Annotated in this window: 13 protein-coding genes and 1 pseudogene; 9 read left to right on the top strand and 5 right to left on the bottom strand. The window is 55.2% G+C overall.

The genetic code is table 11. From position 1 onward, the window contains the following. Positions 1 to 59: 59 nt before the first annotated feature. The 3 genes and pseudogenes from WH277_RS27550 to ftsP form a co-directional block, all read left to right on the top strand. Positions 60 to 401 (top strand): annotated as a pseudogene (locus WH277_RS27550) (DNA topoisomerase IV subunit A); the annotation flags it as partial. A gap of 124 nt (positions 402 to 525) precedes the next feature. Beyond that, positions 526 to 1,266, top strand: coding sequence for a 1-acylglycerol-3-phosphate O-acyltransferase (locus WH277_RS27545; protein ID WP_133843813.1), 741 nt, complete (start codon positions 526 to 528; stop codon positions 1,264 to 1,266). Between the two features lie 136 nt (positions 1,267 to 1,402). Continuing rightward, entirely contained in the window at positions 1,403 to 2,845 is a 1,443-nt protein-coding gene (ftsP, locus tag WH277_RS27540; RefSeq protein WP_133843811.1) for a cell division protein FtsP, read from the top strand. 66 nt (positions 2,846 to 2,911) lie between these two features. On the opposite strand, the gene dkgA is transcribed toward ftsP, so the two are convergent. Together dkgA and yqhD are read right to left on the bottom strand one after the other, a co-directional pair. Next, positions 2,912 to 3,736: a 2,5-didehydrogluconate reductase DkgA gene (gene dkgA, locus WH277_RS27535; protein ID WP_133843809.1), complete on the bottom strand. Its 825-nt coding sequence runs from the start codon at positions 3,734 to 3,736 to the stop codon at positions 2,912 to 2,914. An 86-nt stretch (positions 3,737 to 3,822) separates the two neighbouring features. Further along, positions 3,823 to 4,980, bottom strand: a complete 1,158-nt coding sequence (gene yqhD / locus WH277_RS27530; protein ID WP_212813690.1) for an alcohol dehydrogenase — start codon at positions 4,978 to 4,980, stop codon at positions 3,823 to 3,825. Positions 4,981 to 5,160: 180 nt separating this feature from the next. Here yqhD and WH277_RS27525 point away from each other — a divergent pair, with 180 nt between their 5' ends. The 3 genes from WH277_RS27525 to WH277_RS27515 all read left to right on the top strand — a co-directional run bounded on the left by WH277_RS27525 (position 5,161) and on the right by WH277_RS27515 (position 9,130). Then, positions 5,161 to 6,054, top strand: a complete 894-nt coding sequence (locus WH277_RS27525) for an AraC family transcriptional regulator (protein ID WP_133843805.1) — start codon at positions 5,161 to 5,163, stop codon at positions 6,052 to 6,054. A gap of 216 nt (positions 6,055 to 6,270) precedes the next feature. Continuing rightward, entirely contained in the window at positions 6,271 to 7,653 is a 1,383-nt protein-coding gene (locus tag WH277_RS27520; RefSeq protein WP_133844234.1) for a diaminobutyrate--2-oxoglutarate transaminase, read from the top strand. 13 nt (positions 7,654 to 7,666) lie between these two features. Beyond that, complete coding sequence (locus WH277_RS27515) at positions 7,667 to 9,130, top strand: pyridoxal phosphate-dependent decarboxylase family protein (RefSeq protein ID WP_212813692.1); 1,464 nt, start codon at positions 7,667 to 7,669, stop codon at positions 9,128 to 9,130. A 58-nt stretch (positions 9,131 to 9,188) separates the two neighbouring features. Here WH277_RS27515 and WH277_RS27510 read toward each other — a convergent pair whose 3' ends face one another. Next, positions 9,189 to 9,845, bottom strand: coding sequence for a DedA family protein (locus WH277_RS27510; RefSeq protein WP_133843801.1), 657 nt, complete (start codon positions 9,843 to 9,845; stop codon positions 9,189 to 9,191). Between the two features lie 191 nt (positions 9,846 to 10,036). After that, a complete protein-coding gene (gene metC, locus WH277_RS27505; RefSeq protein WP_133843799.1) occupies positions 10,037 to 11,227 on the bottom strand; it encodes a cystathionine beta-lyase in 1,191 nt (396 codons plus the stop codon). Between the two features lie 247 nt (positions 11,228 to 11,474). On the opposite strand from metC, the gene exbB reads away from it, so the two are divergent. Together exbB and exbD are read left to right on the top strand one after the other, a co-directional pair. Continuing rightward, on the top strand, positions 11,475 to 12,209 hold the full coding sequence (gene exbB, locus WH277_RS27500) for a tol-pal system-associated acyl-CoA thioesterase (RefSeq protein WP_159337358.1): 735 nt from the start codon (positions 11,475 to 11,477) through the stop codon (positions 12,207 to 12,209). A gap of 5 nt (positions 12,210 to 12,214) precedes the next feature. Beyond that, the gene (gene exbD / locus WH277_RS27495) at positions 12,215 to 12,637 is read left to right on the top strand and encodes a TonB system transport protein ExbD (protein WP_133843795.1); all 423 of its coding nucleotides are present in this window, start codon (positions 12,215 to 12,217) and stop codon (positions 12,635 to 12,637) included. 37 nt (positions 12,638 to 12,674) lie between these two features. Here exbD and WH277_RS27490 read toward each other — a convergent pair whose 3' ends face one another. Beyond that, a complete protein-coding gene (locus WH277_RS27490; protein WP_133843793.1) occupies positions 12,675 to 13,994 on the bottom strand; it encodes an MFS transporter in 1,320 nt (439 codons plus the stop codon). A 334-nt stretch (positions 13,995 to 14,328) separates the two neighbouring features. Here WH277_RS27490 and WH277_RS27485 point away from each other — a divergent pair, with 334 nt between their 5' ends. Beyond that, a complete protein-coding gene (locus WH277_RS27485; RefSeq protein WP_133843791.1) occupies positions 14,329 to 15,222 on the top strand; it encodes an SDR family oxidoreductase in 894 nt (297 codons plus the stop codon). Positions 15,223 to 15,229 lie beyond the last annotated feature (7 nt).

Raw genomic sequence — 15,229 nt, 5'->3', positions numbered from 1 at the left:
CTTCTACGTATCATCATCGTGGTGATGTATTCGATCCTGTTGTGTGTGTTTGGCTGTATCTACTGCTGGCCATTACTGCTGCCGGACGTATGTTGATGTTCCCGGTGGGTGACCTGCCGCAGCTGTCGAAAGGGAAGGGGAATAAAATTGTCTCCATCCCGTCGGCTCAGGCAGCCTCCGGTGAGGATAAACTGGCCTGGTTGCTGTTGCTGACACCACAAAGTGATATTACGCTGCATGTGGGTAAACGTAAGCTGACGCTGAAAGCGGCCGATCTGCAAAAGTTCCGTGCCGAGCGTGGCCGTCGTGGCACGCTGTTGCCGCGTGGCTTGCAGCGCATTGATCGGGTCGACGTTGACGGCCCGGTGCGTGCAGCCCCAACGGATGACAGCGAGGAGTAATTCGCTCGTCTGGCCCGATCGTCATTGACGGGCCAGCTCGGCGATTATTTCCCAAAAAATATAATAAGCATGAGTGCGCATGGACCTGTCCGGTGTGTGACCTGTAAGTAAAAACGAGGTAGTGATGCTTTCTCTTCTACGTATCATCATCGTGGTGATGTATTCGATCCTGTTGTGTGTGTTTGGCTGTATCTACTGTTGTCTGTTCAGGCCGCGCGATCCGCGCCATGTTGCTACCTTTGGTCATCTGTTTGGTCGTCTGGCACCGATATTCGGTCTGAAGGTGGAGCTGCGCAAGCCAGAGGGCGCTGAAAACTACCCGAACGCGATTTATATCTGTAACCATCAGAACAATTACGACATGATCACGGCGGCCAGCATGGTGCAGCCAACAACGGTCACTGTCGGTAAGCGCAGCCTGCTGTGGGTGCCTTTCTTTGGTCTGCTCTACTGGCTGACAGGTAACCTGCTGATTGACCGTGATAACCGCGCCAAAGCACACGGTACTATTGGTGAACTGGTGGATCAGTTTAAACGTAAAAGGATCTCCTTCCTGATGTTCCCGGAAGGGACACGCAGCCGCGGTCGTGGCCTGCTGCCATTCAAGACGGGTGCCTTCCATGCGGCGGTTGCGGCTGGTGTGCCCATTATTCCGATCGTGGTGTCGAATATTCACGGCAAAATCGAACTGAACCGGTTGAAGAACGGGCTGGCGATTGTTGAAATGCTGCCGCCGGTTGATACCCAGGCCTTTGCCGAGCAGTCCGTGCGCAAGCTGGCGACACACTGTCGTGAACTGATGTCGGCGAAGCTGGATGAGTTAAATGCCGAAGTCGCTGCACGCGAAGCGTCAGGTAAGCTATAAATTAACGGAGTGGCCGGTGATCCGGCCACGCTGTCCTCTCTTTACGACAGCACATCACGCGGAAACACAGCCCGCGCATAATGATAAAAAATGGAATAGCGTCGCTGCGGCGGCCGTTTTGACTTACGGAGTGGGTATGTCCTTCAGTCGTCGTCAGTTTATTCAAGCCTCAGGCATTGCCCTCTGTGCTTCTACTCTTCCCTTACGTGCCCGTGCTGCGGGTGCCGGGCAGGGCAATCCGTTACCGGTCCCGCCACTGATCGAGTCACGTCGCGGGCAGCCGCTGTTCCTGACGTTGCAACGCAGCCATTGGGCCTTTAACGGCAGCAATAAAGTGCCGGTATGGGGAATGAATGGTCTCTATCTTGGCCCAACGGTACGCGTCTGGAACGGGGATGACGTTAAGCTGATCTACAGCAACCGTCTGAATGAACCGGTGTCGATGACGGTGAGCGGCCTGCAGGTGCCGGGTGTGCTGATGGGCGGCGCGGCGCGTATGATGTCGCCGGGTGTTGACTGGGCGCCGGTGGTGCCGATCCGTCAGGCGGCCTCCACCTGCTGGTATCATGCCAACACGCCTAATCGCATGGCTCCGCACGTCTACAACGGCCTGGCCGGGATGTGGCTGGTCGAGGATGAAGTGAGTAAGTCCTTACCTATCCCCAATCACTACGGCGTGGACGATTTTCCACTGATTATTCAGGACAAGCGGCTGGATAATTTTGGTGCACCGGAGTATGACCCACCGGGTAATGGCGGGTTTATTGGCGATACGCTGTTGGTGAATGGCGTACAGAATCCATTTCTCGAAGTCTCACGAGGCTGGGTGCGTTTGCGTCTGCTGAATGCTTCTAACGCTCGCCGCTATCAGCTGCGCATGAGTGACAGCCGCCCGTTTAATGTGATTGCCAGCGATCAGGGCTTCCTGCCCGCACCCGTAGCGGTTGAACAGCTGTCGCTGGCGCCTGGCGAACGACGTGAAATCCTTGTTGATATGTCCCAGGGCGATGAAGTCTCGATTACCGCCGGGGAAGCCGCCGGGATTGTCGACCGTCTGCGCGGTTTCTTTGAACCTTCTTCCATTCTGACCTCAACGCTGATCCTGACCCTGCGCCCGACCGGGCTGCTGCCGTTAGTGACGGATAACTTACCGATGCGTCTGCTGGCCGATCAGATGATCGAGGGTGCTGTCAGCCGCACGCGCGAGTTCCGTTTGGGGGATTCAATGCCCGGCATTAACGGCGCGCTGTGGGATATGACGCGCATTGACGTGCAGGCACAGCAGGGCAGTTTTGAGCGCTGGGTTATTCATGCTGATATGCCGCAGTCGTTCCATATTCAGGGCGTGATGTTCCTGATCAAGAGCGTGAATGGCGCACAGCCGATGGCAGAAGATCGCGGCTGGAAAGATACACTGTGGGTGGATGGCGACGTCGAGCTGTTTGTCTCCTTTACTCAGGCATCATCAGAGCATTTCCCGTTTACCTATTACAGCCAGACGCTGGAGATGGCGGATCGTGGCACGGCGGGGCAGCTGGCGGTGAATCCCGCCGTTCAGGTCGGGCAAGGTAGTTTTTAACGTTTCGCGCTTTTGTAGGGGCGAGGCATGCCTCGCCCGTGACAGATAATACGAAATGACGGAATACTAATTCAATTCATCCGGGTCCGGCCCCAGTCGATTACCCTGATCCAGCGCGGCAATCTCACTGATCTCCGTTTTTTGCAGGCGGAAATCGAACACCTTGAAATTCTCCTCAATACGCGACGGCGTGACCGATTTCGGGATCACCACCAGCCCACTGTCCAGATGCCAGCGGATGACAATCTGCGCCGGGGTTTTGTCGTACTTTTTCGCCAGCTGTTTAATCACATCCTGATCGAATACGCCTTTACCGCCCTGTGCCAGCGGGCTCCAGGATTCGGTCTGAATCTGATGCAGCGCATTCCACGCATGCAGGGTGCGCTGTTGCAGCATCGGGTGCAGTTCAACCTGGTTAATCACCGGGCTGACCCCTGTCTCATCCAGCAGGCGCTTCAGGTGTGGCTCGTTGAAATTACATACGCCAATACTTTTGGTCAGCCCCTGCTTTTGCAGCTCAATCATCGCCTGCCAGGCCGCAACAAAGTTGTTCTTCCCCGGGCAAGGCCAGTGCATCAGATAGAGATCGACGCTCTCCAGCTGCAATTTTTTCAGGCTGGTTTCCAGCGCCTGTGGGGCGTTGAGCTGATCGTCATTCCACAGTTTGGTGGTCACGAAGATATCATCGCGGGCGACATCGGTTTCCTGTAATGCCTGGCCAATGCCTTCCTCATTTTTATAAATTGCAGCGGTATCAATGGAACGATAACCCACGGATAACGCCTTAACGGCGGCGGCCCGAGCCTCATCAATGCTGGCCTGCCAGACACCCAGTCCGAGCTGCGGCATCATATTGCCATCGTGCAGTTTAATGATTGGTTGATCTGCCATGTTATCTCCTTATCAGCGAGTGAACCGGTGCGCGGGCACCGGTTGATGGCTCTAAGTCTAGTTGATACACAGACAACGGGAGGGGATTAACGGGCATCCAGATAAATCTGACGGCTGACGTCCAGCGTGATGTCCTGGCGTTCACCCAGCGCGGTCAGGCCTTTTTCTTCCAGTTTCTTGAGCAGTTGCGGAATGGAAGAACCGTCGAGCTGGTAGTCGCTAAAGCGCGTCGGTACACCCATCTGCTCGAAGAAGCTGCGGGTGGCGGCAATCGCGCCATCGATACGTTGATCATCACTGCCATCGTGCAGGCCCCAGATGCGGGCGGCGAACTGCAACAGTTTCTCACGCTTGGTATCACGCTTAATGTTCATCAACGAAGGCAGCACAATTGCCAGTGTCTGTGCATGATCCAGCCCGTGCAGCGCGGTCAGTTCGTGGCCGAGCATATGGGTCGCCCAGTCCTGCGGCACCCCGGCACCAATCAGGCCATTCAGGGCCATGGTGGCGCTCCACATCACATTGGCGCGCACCGCGTAATTTTCCGGCTCGGCCAGGGCTTTCGGGCCTTCTTCCATCAGCGTCAGCAGCAGGCCTTCGGCAAAACGATCCTGCACCCGGGCATCGACCGGATAAGTCAGGTACTGCTCGATGGTATGCACAAAGGCATCGACCACGCCGTTGGCAATCTGGCGCGGTGGCAGGCTGTAGGTATACACCGGGTCGAGTACGGCGAAGCGCGGGAACACATGATTATTGCGAAATGCCTGTTTGTCGTGGGTGGAACGGCGGGTGATCACCGCGCTGCGGTTCGATTCCGATCCGGTTGCAGGCAGTGTGAGCACCGAACCAATCGGCAGCGCTTTATGGATCTCCGCGCCGCCGGTTTGCAGGATGTGCCACGGATCTTGCGGGTAGAAAGCAGCAGCGGCGATAAATTTAGTGCCGTCCAGCACCGAACCGCCGCCCACCGCCAGCAGGAAGGTGATGTTTTCACGTTTAACCACGTCAACGGCCTGCATCAGTGTTTCGAAGCTGGGGTTCGGTTCAATACCGCCAAATTCCCGTACGTCAAAGCCTTCAAGCGCACTGTACACCTGATCCATCACGCCATTTTTCTTCACGCTGCCGCCGCCGAAGGTGATCAGCACTTTGCTGTCAGCAGGAATTTCAGCGGCTAAATGGGCGATCTGCCCCTGACCAAACAGAATACGGGTGGGAGTATGCAGTAAAAAATTATTCATCGATGACAGTCCTGGTGAGTGGGGCATTGTCTGAAGAGTCGCTTCAATTGTCACCACAAGGTGCTGTTGGCTCAATGCACATTCCTGCCTGTTTCTTGCCTGATTCTCCAAAAGGCTGGAGAAATGGCAATGTGCGGGCGATGATAGCGCCGGGTTTCTTTCGGTAAATGGGGAGCAATAATGGATCGACAGGCAATCTGCGCCCGACTGGCGCAACAGGTCATCGGCCTGGTGACGGGCGATAAAGAACGACTGGCTCCGGTGCCGGGCATCACGCTAATGTACGCCGATCGCTACTGGGCACGTCAGCCGGTGATGTACCAGCCCGCCATTGTGATCCTGTTTCAGGGGCAGAAAACGGGTTACCTCGGTAACAGCGAGTTCCAGTATGACGCCACCAAATATCTGATGCTGACCGTCCCGCTGCCGTTTGAATGCGAAACCTTTGCGACACCGGAGCTGCCGCTGGCGGGATTGTCACTGCGCGTAGATGCGCTGAAGCTACAGGATCTGCTGATTGATATCGGTGAAGACGATGGCTTCCATCCGGAACCGCAAACGCGCGGAATCCACTCCGCGCTGCTGACGGAAGAGATGCTGTGCGCCACCGAGCGCCTGCTGGATGTGATGAGCCACCCGCGCGATGCCCGCGTGTTGGGGCCGCAGATAGTGCGGGAAATTCTCTATCACGTCCTGCAAGGACCGTGCGGCGGCGCGCTGCTGGCGCTGGTCAGTCGGCAGACGCAGTTCAGCCAGATTGCCCGTGCCTTACGGCGTATTGAGCACCATTTTACCGACAGCCTGAGCGTGGACCTGTTGGCCGCCGAAGCCAATATGAGTGTGTCTGCGTTTCATCATAACTTCAAAGCGGTCACCAGCACCTCACCGTTGCAGTATCTGAAAAGCTATCGCCTGCACCAGGCGCGCATGATGATGTTGCAGGAAGGCATGAAGGCCAGCGTGGCCGCCATTAAGGTGGGATATGAGAGTCCGTCGCAGTTTTCACGCGAATTTAAGCGCTATTTTGGCGTCACGCCAGGGGAAGAAATGATGCGGATGCGCCAGGTGGGATAGCCGTCAGATCCGGCAGGGGGCATTATATCAAAGGTTTACGGGCCAAAAAAACAACAACGTATTGATAAATAGTAAGAAAATCTAAATAAAATAAATTATTGAGAAGATGGTTAAAAAGCCATATATTGGCCGCGTTTTATGCAGGGTACCCATTTACTTTAATTCAATTAATTCAACTGCGGCGTGACTGACACCCCCGGTTGTAGGAGAGATATGATGACGGATAAAGTCCGTATTGATGCTTTAGATGCCAAATCTTTTGATGGAAACAATGAGACCTATTTGGCCAGACAGGCCGAGTTTGAATCTAATGTAAGGAGCTATCCGCGCAAATTGCCGTTTGCAATTGCGAAAGCTCAGGGTGTTTGGATTACAGATGTTGAGAATAATCAATATCTTGACTGCCTTGCTGGCGCGGGAACGCTGGCCCTTGGACATAACCATCCGGACGTTTTACAGAGCATCCAGAATGTCATTACCAGCGGCTTGCCGTTACATACTCTAGACCTGACCACGCCGTTGAAAGATCAGTTCTCAGAATACCTGCTGTCATTACTGCCAGAGCAAGGTAAAGAGTACTGCCTGCAGTTCACCGGTCCTTCCGGTGCGGATGCGGTAGAAGCTGCGCTGAAGCTGGCGAAAAAAGTTACCGGTCGTGCCGGTGTGATCAGCTTCTCCGGTGGCTATCACGGTATGACCCACGGCGCATTGTCTGTGACGGGTAACCTGTCACCGAAAGAAGCCGTCGATGGTATGATGCCAGAAGTGCAGTTTATGCCTTACCCACATCTGTACCGTTGCCCGCTGGGCATTGGCGGTGATGCTGGCGTAAAAGCATTAACTTACTACTTCGAAAACCTGATCAACGACGTTGAGAGCGGTGTGCGCAAACCTGCAGCCGTGATCCTGGAAGCGGTGCAGGGCGAAGGCGGGGTGAACCCGGCGCCGGTTGAGTGGCTGCAACGCATCCGTAAAGTGACCGAAGAGCACGGCATTCTGCTGATCATTGATGAAGTTCAGGCTGGCTTTGCCCGTACTGGTAAATTCTTCGCCTTTGAACACGCGGGCATTCAGCCGGACATCATCGTGATGTCTAAAGCGGTCGGCGGCGGTCTGCCACTGGCGGTGTTGGGCATTAAGAAGAAATTCGATGCCTGGTCTCCTGGCCACCACACCGGCACCTTCCGTGGCAACCAGCTGGCGATGGCAACCGGCCTGACCACGCTGAAGATCCTGAAAAACAACAACGTTGCCGATAAAGTGGCGCAGCAGGGCGAGTGGCTGAAAGGCAAACTGGCTGAGCTGCAAACACGTTATCCGGCCATCGGCCATATTCGTGGCCTGGGCCTGATGATCGGTATCGAATTCGTGAAGCCACAGGAAGCGCCAGATCATATGGGTTGCTACCCGGCTGATGGCGATCTGTCTGCGCTGATCCAGAAAAAATGCTTCGAAAACGGTCTGATCCTGGAGCGTGGTGGGCGTAACGGTTGTGTGCTGCGTCTGTTGCCATCTCTGTTGATCACCCAGGAAGAGCTGGGTATTTTCCTGGATAAATTTGAACACGCCCTGCTGTCTGCTGGCGTTAAACAGTCTTAACTGGAGTAAGTTGATGTCCCGGTTAAACCCGATTCTGGCCGCCTCGGTGCAAAGCACCGATGCGTACCAGCAAGCGATCAAACAGACCAGTGAAGCCGTCGTGCAGTGGCTGCAGCAGCCTGAGATGTATCAGGGTAAAAGTGTTGCTGAGCTGCGTGAACGTATCCAACTGGACTTTACTTCTCAGGGTCTGGGCAACCAGGCCGCCATTGAGCGTGCGGTTGAGTTCTTCTTAAAAGACAGCCTGTCGGTGCATCACCCACAGTGCGTCGCTCACCTTCATTGCCCAAGCCTGGTGGTGAGCCAGGCGGCTGAAGTCCTGATCAACGCCACCAACCAGAGCATGGACTCCTGGGATCAAAGCCCGTCAGCCACCATCATTGAGATGAAGCTGATTGAATGGCTGCGTACTCAGGTAGGCTATCAGGCGGGTGATGCGGGCGTCTTCACCAGTGGCGGCACCCAGAGCAATCTGATGGGCCTGATGCTGGCACGTGATGCTTTCTTTGCCGCCAGGGGCCACTCTGTTCAGCAGGATGGCCTGCCAGGCGACCTGAGCAAGATCAAAGTGCTGTGTTCTGAGAACGCCCACTTCTCCGTGCAGAAAAATATGGCGCTGATGGGGCTGGGTTACCGCTCCGTGACGCTGGTGAAAACCGACCGCTTTGCGCGGATGGACATCAACGACTTAGCTGAGAAAGTCGCGCAGGCGCAGGCTAATGGCGAACAGATTCTGGCGATTGTGGCGACAGCAGGCACCACCGATGCGGGCGCTATCGACCCGCTGCGGGCGATTGCTGAACTGGCGGCACAGCATAAAATCTGGGTGCACGTGGATGCGGCATGGGGCGGCGCGCTGTTGCTGTCTGAGAAATACCGCGACTACCTGGACGGCATTGAGCTGGTGGATTCCATTACCCTGGACTTCCACAAGCAGTTCTTCCAGACCATCAGCTGCGGGGCGTTCCTGTTGAAAGAAGCCCGTCACTATGAGCTGATGCGTTACCAGGCGGCTTACCTGAACTCAGAGTTCGACGAAGCGCAGGGCGTGCCGAATCTGGTGTCCAAATCCTTGCAGACCACGCGCCGTTTTGATGCGTTAAAACTGTGGATGGGGCTGGAAGCATTAGGTCAGCAGCAGTACGCTGAAATCATCGATCACGGTGTGACGCTGGCACAAGACGTGGCGCAGTATGTCACTGAGCAGCCATCACTGGAGCTGGTGATGCAGCCACAGCTGGCGAGCGTATTGTTCCGCTATCGTCCGGCGTCGCTGGCGACTGCCGATGACGCGGCGATTGCACTGATCAACCAGAAAATTGGTGATGCCTTGCTGGATTCGGGCCGTGCCAACGTGGGTGTGACGGAATCGGACGGGGTAACCTGCCTGAAGATGACGTTACTGAACCCAACGGTCACCTTGCAGGATATTAAAACCCTGCTGGCGCTGGTTGAAAAGACGGCAGAACAGCTGTAAAACGCACTATGACGGGGAAGAGCAACCGCTGTTGCCCCGTTGATCAAAAAGCCCGGTCTTACCGGGCTTTTTTGCCTTTCACGACCAGCGCAATACTGCCGACTAAACCAATCGAGAGCATCACCAGCGGCAGAACCATCAGGCAGGCCATCACCTGATCTTCATGGCGTTTAATAAACGGCACCTGACTGATACTGTAGCCAAAGCCCACCAGAATCGTGACCCATAGCAGGCCACTCAGCCAGTTGAATAGCTGAAAACGGCCGTTTTTCAGGCCCGAAATCCCCGCCAGCGTTGGCAGAATTGTGCGCACGAAGGCCAGAAAACGCCCTACCAGTAACGCCATCAGACCGTGACGATTAAACAGATGCCATGCGCGTTGATGATACTGTGCGGGCAGATGCAGTAACCAGCCTTTGACCAGCCGGGTATTCCCCAGCCAGCGTCCCTGAATATAGCCCAGCCAGCAGCCCAGACTGGCGGCCGTGGTCAGAATCAGCAGCGTCGGAATAAATGTCATCACGCCTTTGGCGATCATGGCACCTGCCAGCAGCAGCAGGCTGTCACCCGGCAAAAATGCGGCGGGCAACAGGCCATTTTCTAAGAACAACGTCAGGAACATAATCCCGTAAACGATCCAAATTACATCCGGATTGGCCAGCGCGGCAAAATCCTGATGCCAGAGCGCCTGAACAATCTCGTGTAGTACACTCATTCTTTATCCCGTGACCGCTTCGCCTTCATACCTGGCGCCTTGCTGTAGCGCCAGCTCGTTGGCTATAGAAAACACCCATTATTCTGGCTATCGAAACTTCGTTGCTTAGTGTAACTGTAAATGAGTGCCAACACCTTGATCAAAGGCGCGAACCCGAGACGCCATTGATCAATTGTTGAGGTTTCGGGGATTCAGCGGCTCAGGCGGGCAAAACCGGCGGCCAGGTCATCAATCAAATCGTCCACGTTTTCCAGCCCGATATGCAGGCGCACCAGCGTACCGGTGAAATCCACACCGCCCGCCGGACGGATCGCCGCGAGTTCTTCCGGCTGGTTAGCCAGAATCAATGATTCATAGCCGCCCCAGGAGTACGCCATACTGAAGTGAGTGAAGTGGTCGAGGTAATGTGCCAGTTGCGTATGGCTCAGTTTTTCCTTTAGCACAAAGGAGAACAGGCCGCTGCTGCCGGTGAAATCACGCTTCCAGAAAGCATGACCTTTGCACTGCGGCAGCGCCGGGTGATTGACCACCGCCACTTCAGGACGCTCTGCCAGCCAGTGCGCCACGCGCAGGCTGCTCTCTTCATGCTGGCGCAGACGCACCGCCAGGGTGCGCAGGCCACGGCTGGCCATATAAGCCGTATCGGCATCGACCATTTGCCCCATCAGATAGGAGTTTTCCCGCAGCTGTTCCCAGCAGCGTGCATTCGCGACGGCGGTGCCAATCATCGCATCGGAATGACCAATCAGATATTTGGTGCCCGCCTGAATGGAGATATCCACGCCAAAATCCAGTGCGCGGAACAAAATGCCTGCGCCCCAGGTGTTGTCGATCATAATGATCGCGTCGGGAGCTTTGCTGCGGATTGCCGCAACGATCGCCGGAACGTCCTGCACTTCCATGGTGATCGACGCCGGAGACTCCAGAAACACCACACGCGTATTGGGTTGCACCTTTTCGGCGATCTCGCTGCCGATGGTGTGATCAAACCAGGTGGTGCTCACATTCATTTTACTCAGGATTTTGGTGCAGAAATCCTGCGTTGGCTCATAGACGCTGCCGCTCATCAGCACATTATCCCCGGCGGAAACAAAGGCGAGGATAGCATTGGCCACCGCTGCCGCACCGCAAGGGTAGAGTGCACAGCCGGCACCGCCTTCCAGCTCGGTCATCGCTTCCTGCAATGAAAAGTGGGTCAGGGTGCCACGGCGCCCGTAAAACAGCTCGCCGTCTGCCCGTCCGGCAGTGGCCCGTTTTTTGTCGGCAACCGTATCGAATACCAGTGAAGAAGCACGCTGAATCACTGTGTTTACGGATCCCTGGGTATAACGTTTGCTACGTCCGGCACGAATCAGTGCCGTTTCAATTTTTTCGCTGCTCATAAAAATCCTGTGTCATTTTTACCCTTTTTTAACGTTAACACGGTAGCCGTTCAGGGGAAATTCGACAGGCGCATAAGTGATGAAAATTCACCATCAGTGCGAAAGTCGGTTCCGGTAATCAACGAAACGAGCATAAAACGTCCAGAAAGTTGTAAATAGTAATGAGAACTACTATCAATTCCCCGCTGTTTTGGTATGATCCGCGATAGAATTTTTCGCTATCAGCAATTGACGTTGGAGACACAGCGTGACAAATGATTTGATGCAGATGGACCTGTCCGTCTGGGGCATGTATCAGCATGCAGACATCGTGGTTAAAGCGGTGATGATTGGCCTTCTGTTGGCGTCCGTTGTCACCTGGGCTATTTTCTTCAGCAAAAGCATTGAGCTGAGCGCTGCGCGTAAGCGTCTGAAACGTGAGCAGCAGTTGCTGGCGAATGTACGTTCACTGGAAGAAGCCTCTCAGGTGTGTGAGAGCTTTAAAGGCCACAGTCTCAGCACGCTGTTGGTGAAAGAAGCGGAAAACGAGCTGGAACTGTCAGCCGGTTCTGACGACAACACCGGCATCAAAGAGCGTACCGGTTTCCGCCTTGAGCGTCGCGTTGCGGCTTTCAGCCGTCATGCCGGTCGTGGTAACGGCTTCCTCGCAACCATTGGTGCGATTGCACCGTTTGTCGGTCTGTTCGGTACGGTCTGGGGCATTATGAACAGCTTCATCGGCATTGCAAAAACGCAGACCACTAACCTGGCCGTTGTTGCTCCCGGTATTGCTGAAGCACTGCTGGCCACCGCTATCGGTCTGGTTGCGGCGATCCCTGCGGTAGTGATCTATAACGTCTTTGCCCGTACGATCGGCAGCTACAAAGCCTCACTTGGCGATGTGGCGGCACAGGTTCTGCTGTTACAGAGCCGCGACCTTGACCTCGCTGCCAGCGAAGGTGCCCATCGCGTTCAGTCTGCGCAGAAACTGCGGGTAGGTTAAGCATTATGGCAATGCGATTAAACGAAGATCTCGATAGCAACGGTGAAATGCACGAAATTAACGTGACGCCGTTTATCGACGTCATGCTGGTGCTGCTGATTATCTTTATGGTCGCCGCGCCACTGGCCACCGTTGACGTGCGCGTCAATCTGCCTGCGTCCACCAGTTCGCCGCAGCCGCGCCCTGAAAAACCGGTGTATCTGTCGATCAAAGCCGACCGTCAGCTGTTTATCGGTAACGATGCCGTGACGCAGGAAACGCTGGTCGATACGCTGATTAAGCAGACTGAAGGCAAGAAAGACACGACCATTTTCTTCCAGGCGGATAAGTCGGTCGATTATGAAACCCTGATGGGCGTGATGGATAAACTGCGCCAGGCCGGGTATCTGAAGATTGGCCTGATGGGCATGGAAACCGTCAGTAAATAATCTCGCAGGGGCGACCATTTCTGGTCGCCCCTTTCGTTTATACCTGAATCGCCGGCTCTTTCAGACGCCGTACCTGATACTGCTTCACCAACCGCTTAATCATCAACGAGCCTGCCAGCCCGCATAGCGCGGCAATCGTCAGCCATACGCCCGGCATCGCTTTATCTCCGGTAACATGAATCAGATAGCTGCATATCGCGGGTGTAAAACCGCCAAACAGCGCAGTCGCCAGGCTATACGCCAGGGAGAACCCCGTCGCCCGCACTTCAGCCGGCATCACCTCCGTCAGATACACCACCATGGCCCCGTTATAGCTGCCATACAGGAAGGAGAGCCACAGTTCCGCTTCCAGCAGATGGGTTAGGCTGGGCGAGCCGACCAGCCAGTGCAGCACCGGCCAGGCAGTAAGAATCATCAGCACGGTAAACAGCAGTAACAGCGGGCGGCGACCGTAGCGGTCAGAGAGAGAACCCATTAGCGGCAGCCAGATCAGATTGGAGACCCCAACGCACAGCGTGACAAAGAAGCTCTCTCTGTCGCTCATCATCAGCACTGTTTTGCCGAACGTAGGGGTAAACGCGGTGATCATATAGAACATCACCGTGGTGGTGACCACCATCAGCATGCCGGCGAGGATCAGCGCCCAGTTACTGCCAACCGAGTGCATGATCTGACGCATCGTCGGGTGATGTTTACGCTGGCTAAAGGCTTCTGTCTCCTCCAGCATCCGGCGGATCCAGAACAGGAACGGCACAATCATACAGCCGATGACGAAGGGAATGCGCCAGCCCCATTCGGTCACCTGGCCTTTATCCAGCAGATGGTTAAGCAGCAGGCCCAGTAGTGCCGCGAAGATCACCGCAATCTGCTGACTGCCAGATTGCCAGCTGACGTAGAAGCCTTTTTTGCCCTTTGGCGCGATCTCTGACAGATACACCGACACACCGCCCAGTTCGACCCCGGCTGAGAATCCCTGGAGCAAACGCCCCAGCAGGATCAGGATCGGGGCGGCCATGCCAAGGGTGCTGTAGCCCGGTACAACCGCAATGGTCAGTGTACCCATCGCCATTAGCCCGAGTGTGAGCAGTAACCCCTTACGACGTCCATGCTGGTCAATATATGCGCCGAGGATAATTGCCCCCAGCGGACGCATCAGAAATCCTGCGCCGAAGGTCATCAGCGTCAGCATCAGTGAGGCGAAGGGGTCATCCCCGGGGAAGAAGGTTTTGGCAATGGCGGTGGCGTAATAGCCAAACACCATGAAATCGTACATTTCGAGGAAGTTACCGCTGGTAACGTTGAAGATTGTTTTCGCACCGCCTTGCCGCGATGTATTGAGCTGGGGGGTTATCGCCATGACCGCATCCTTTTTGTGTTTCTCTCGTTTTTATCCTGCCAGGGCAGTCATGTATGTGATGGCGATCACTCTGTTAATTTACAATTTATTTACATTGGTAATCAAAAATTAACAGGAGATGTTGAGTTTAAAATCTGTACACCTTTCTGCACCGTCTTCGGGCAATCTTCAATGACAGTTCACATTTGTTTATATTTTATTGCATTTCTTATTTTTCTTTTTCGTACCGCATATCAACAGGATGGTTCGTTTTCCCTGTTTCCGCCCTCGACATGCTCTGAGTGCTGACTAGCCTTATTGGTGAATAAAACTGTTATCAACAGCCGGAGGAACCATGGCAGACCAATATGAAATGCAGAATCCTCTCACCCAGTATCCCGCCACTGAGTACCCGAAGCAGCGTCAACCTGCACCGGGCGTGCAGGCCGATATGCGCCCACGGCCGGATTGTGGTGAAAACAGCTATCGTGGCAGTGAACGACTGAAAGGGCGTAAGGCGCTGGTGACCGGTGCCGACTCCGGTATTGGCCGTGCGGCGGCGATAGCCTATGCTCGTGAAGGGGCGGACGTGGCGCTCTCTTATTTGCCGGATGAGCAGCGCGATGCCGAAGAGGTTGCCAGGCTGGTTGAGCAGGCGGGACGTAAAGCCGTACTGCTGCCGGGGGACATCAGTGATGAGGCCTTCAGCAAAAAACTGGTGGAAGACGCCCGGGAGCTGCTGGGTGGCCTGGACATCCTGGCGCTGGTCGCCGGTAAACAGGTGGCGGTAGAGCACATTGCCGACCTCACCACCGAGCAGTTCCGCAAGACGTATGAGACCAACGTTTTCGCGCTTTACTGGATCACACAGGCGGCCATCCCCCATATGCCGGCGGGCGGCAGCATCATTACTACGTCATCCATTCAGGCCTATCAGCCGAGTGCGCATCTGCTGGATTATGCGTCCACCAAGGCGGCGATCCTCGCGTATACCCGGGCGCTGGCGAAGCAGATTATCGATAAAGGTATTCGGGTGAACTGTGTGGCACCGGGCCCCATCTGGACGGCGTTGCAGATAGCGGGCGGGCAGACGCAGGATAAGATCCCGGAATTTGGTCAGCAGACGCCGATGAAGCGGGCAGGGCAGCCTGCGGAGCTGGCACCGATTTATGTTTATCTGGCTTCGCAGGAATCAAGTTATGTCACGGCAGAGGTGCATGGTGTGACGGGTGGGAATCACTTAGGTTAGTGTGACT

The sequence above is a fragment of the Erwinia sp. MYb416 genome, assembly GCF_037479575.1.
GTDB lineage: Bacteria > Pseudomonadota > Gammaproteobacteria > Enterobacterales > Enterobacteriaceae > Erwinia > Erwinia rhapontici.
Note: the sequence above shows the minus strand (reverse complement) of the source record. Positions and strands in the feature narration are given on the sequence as shown.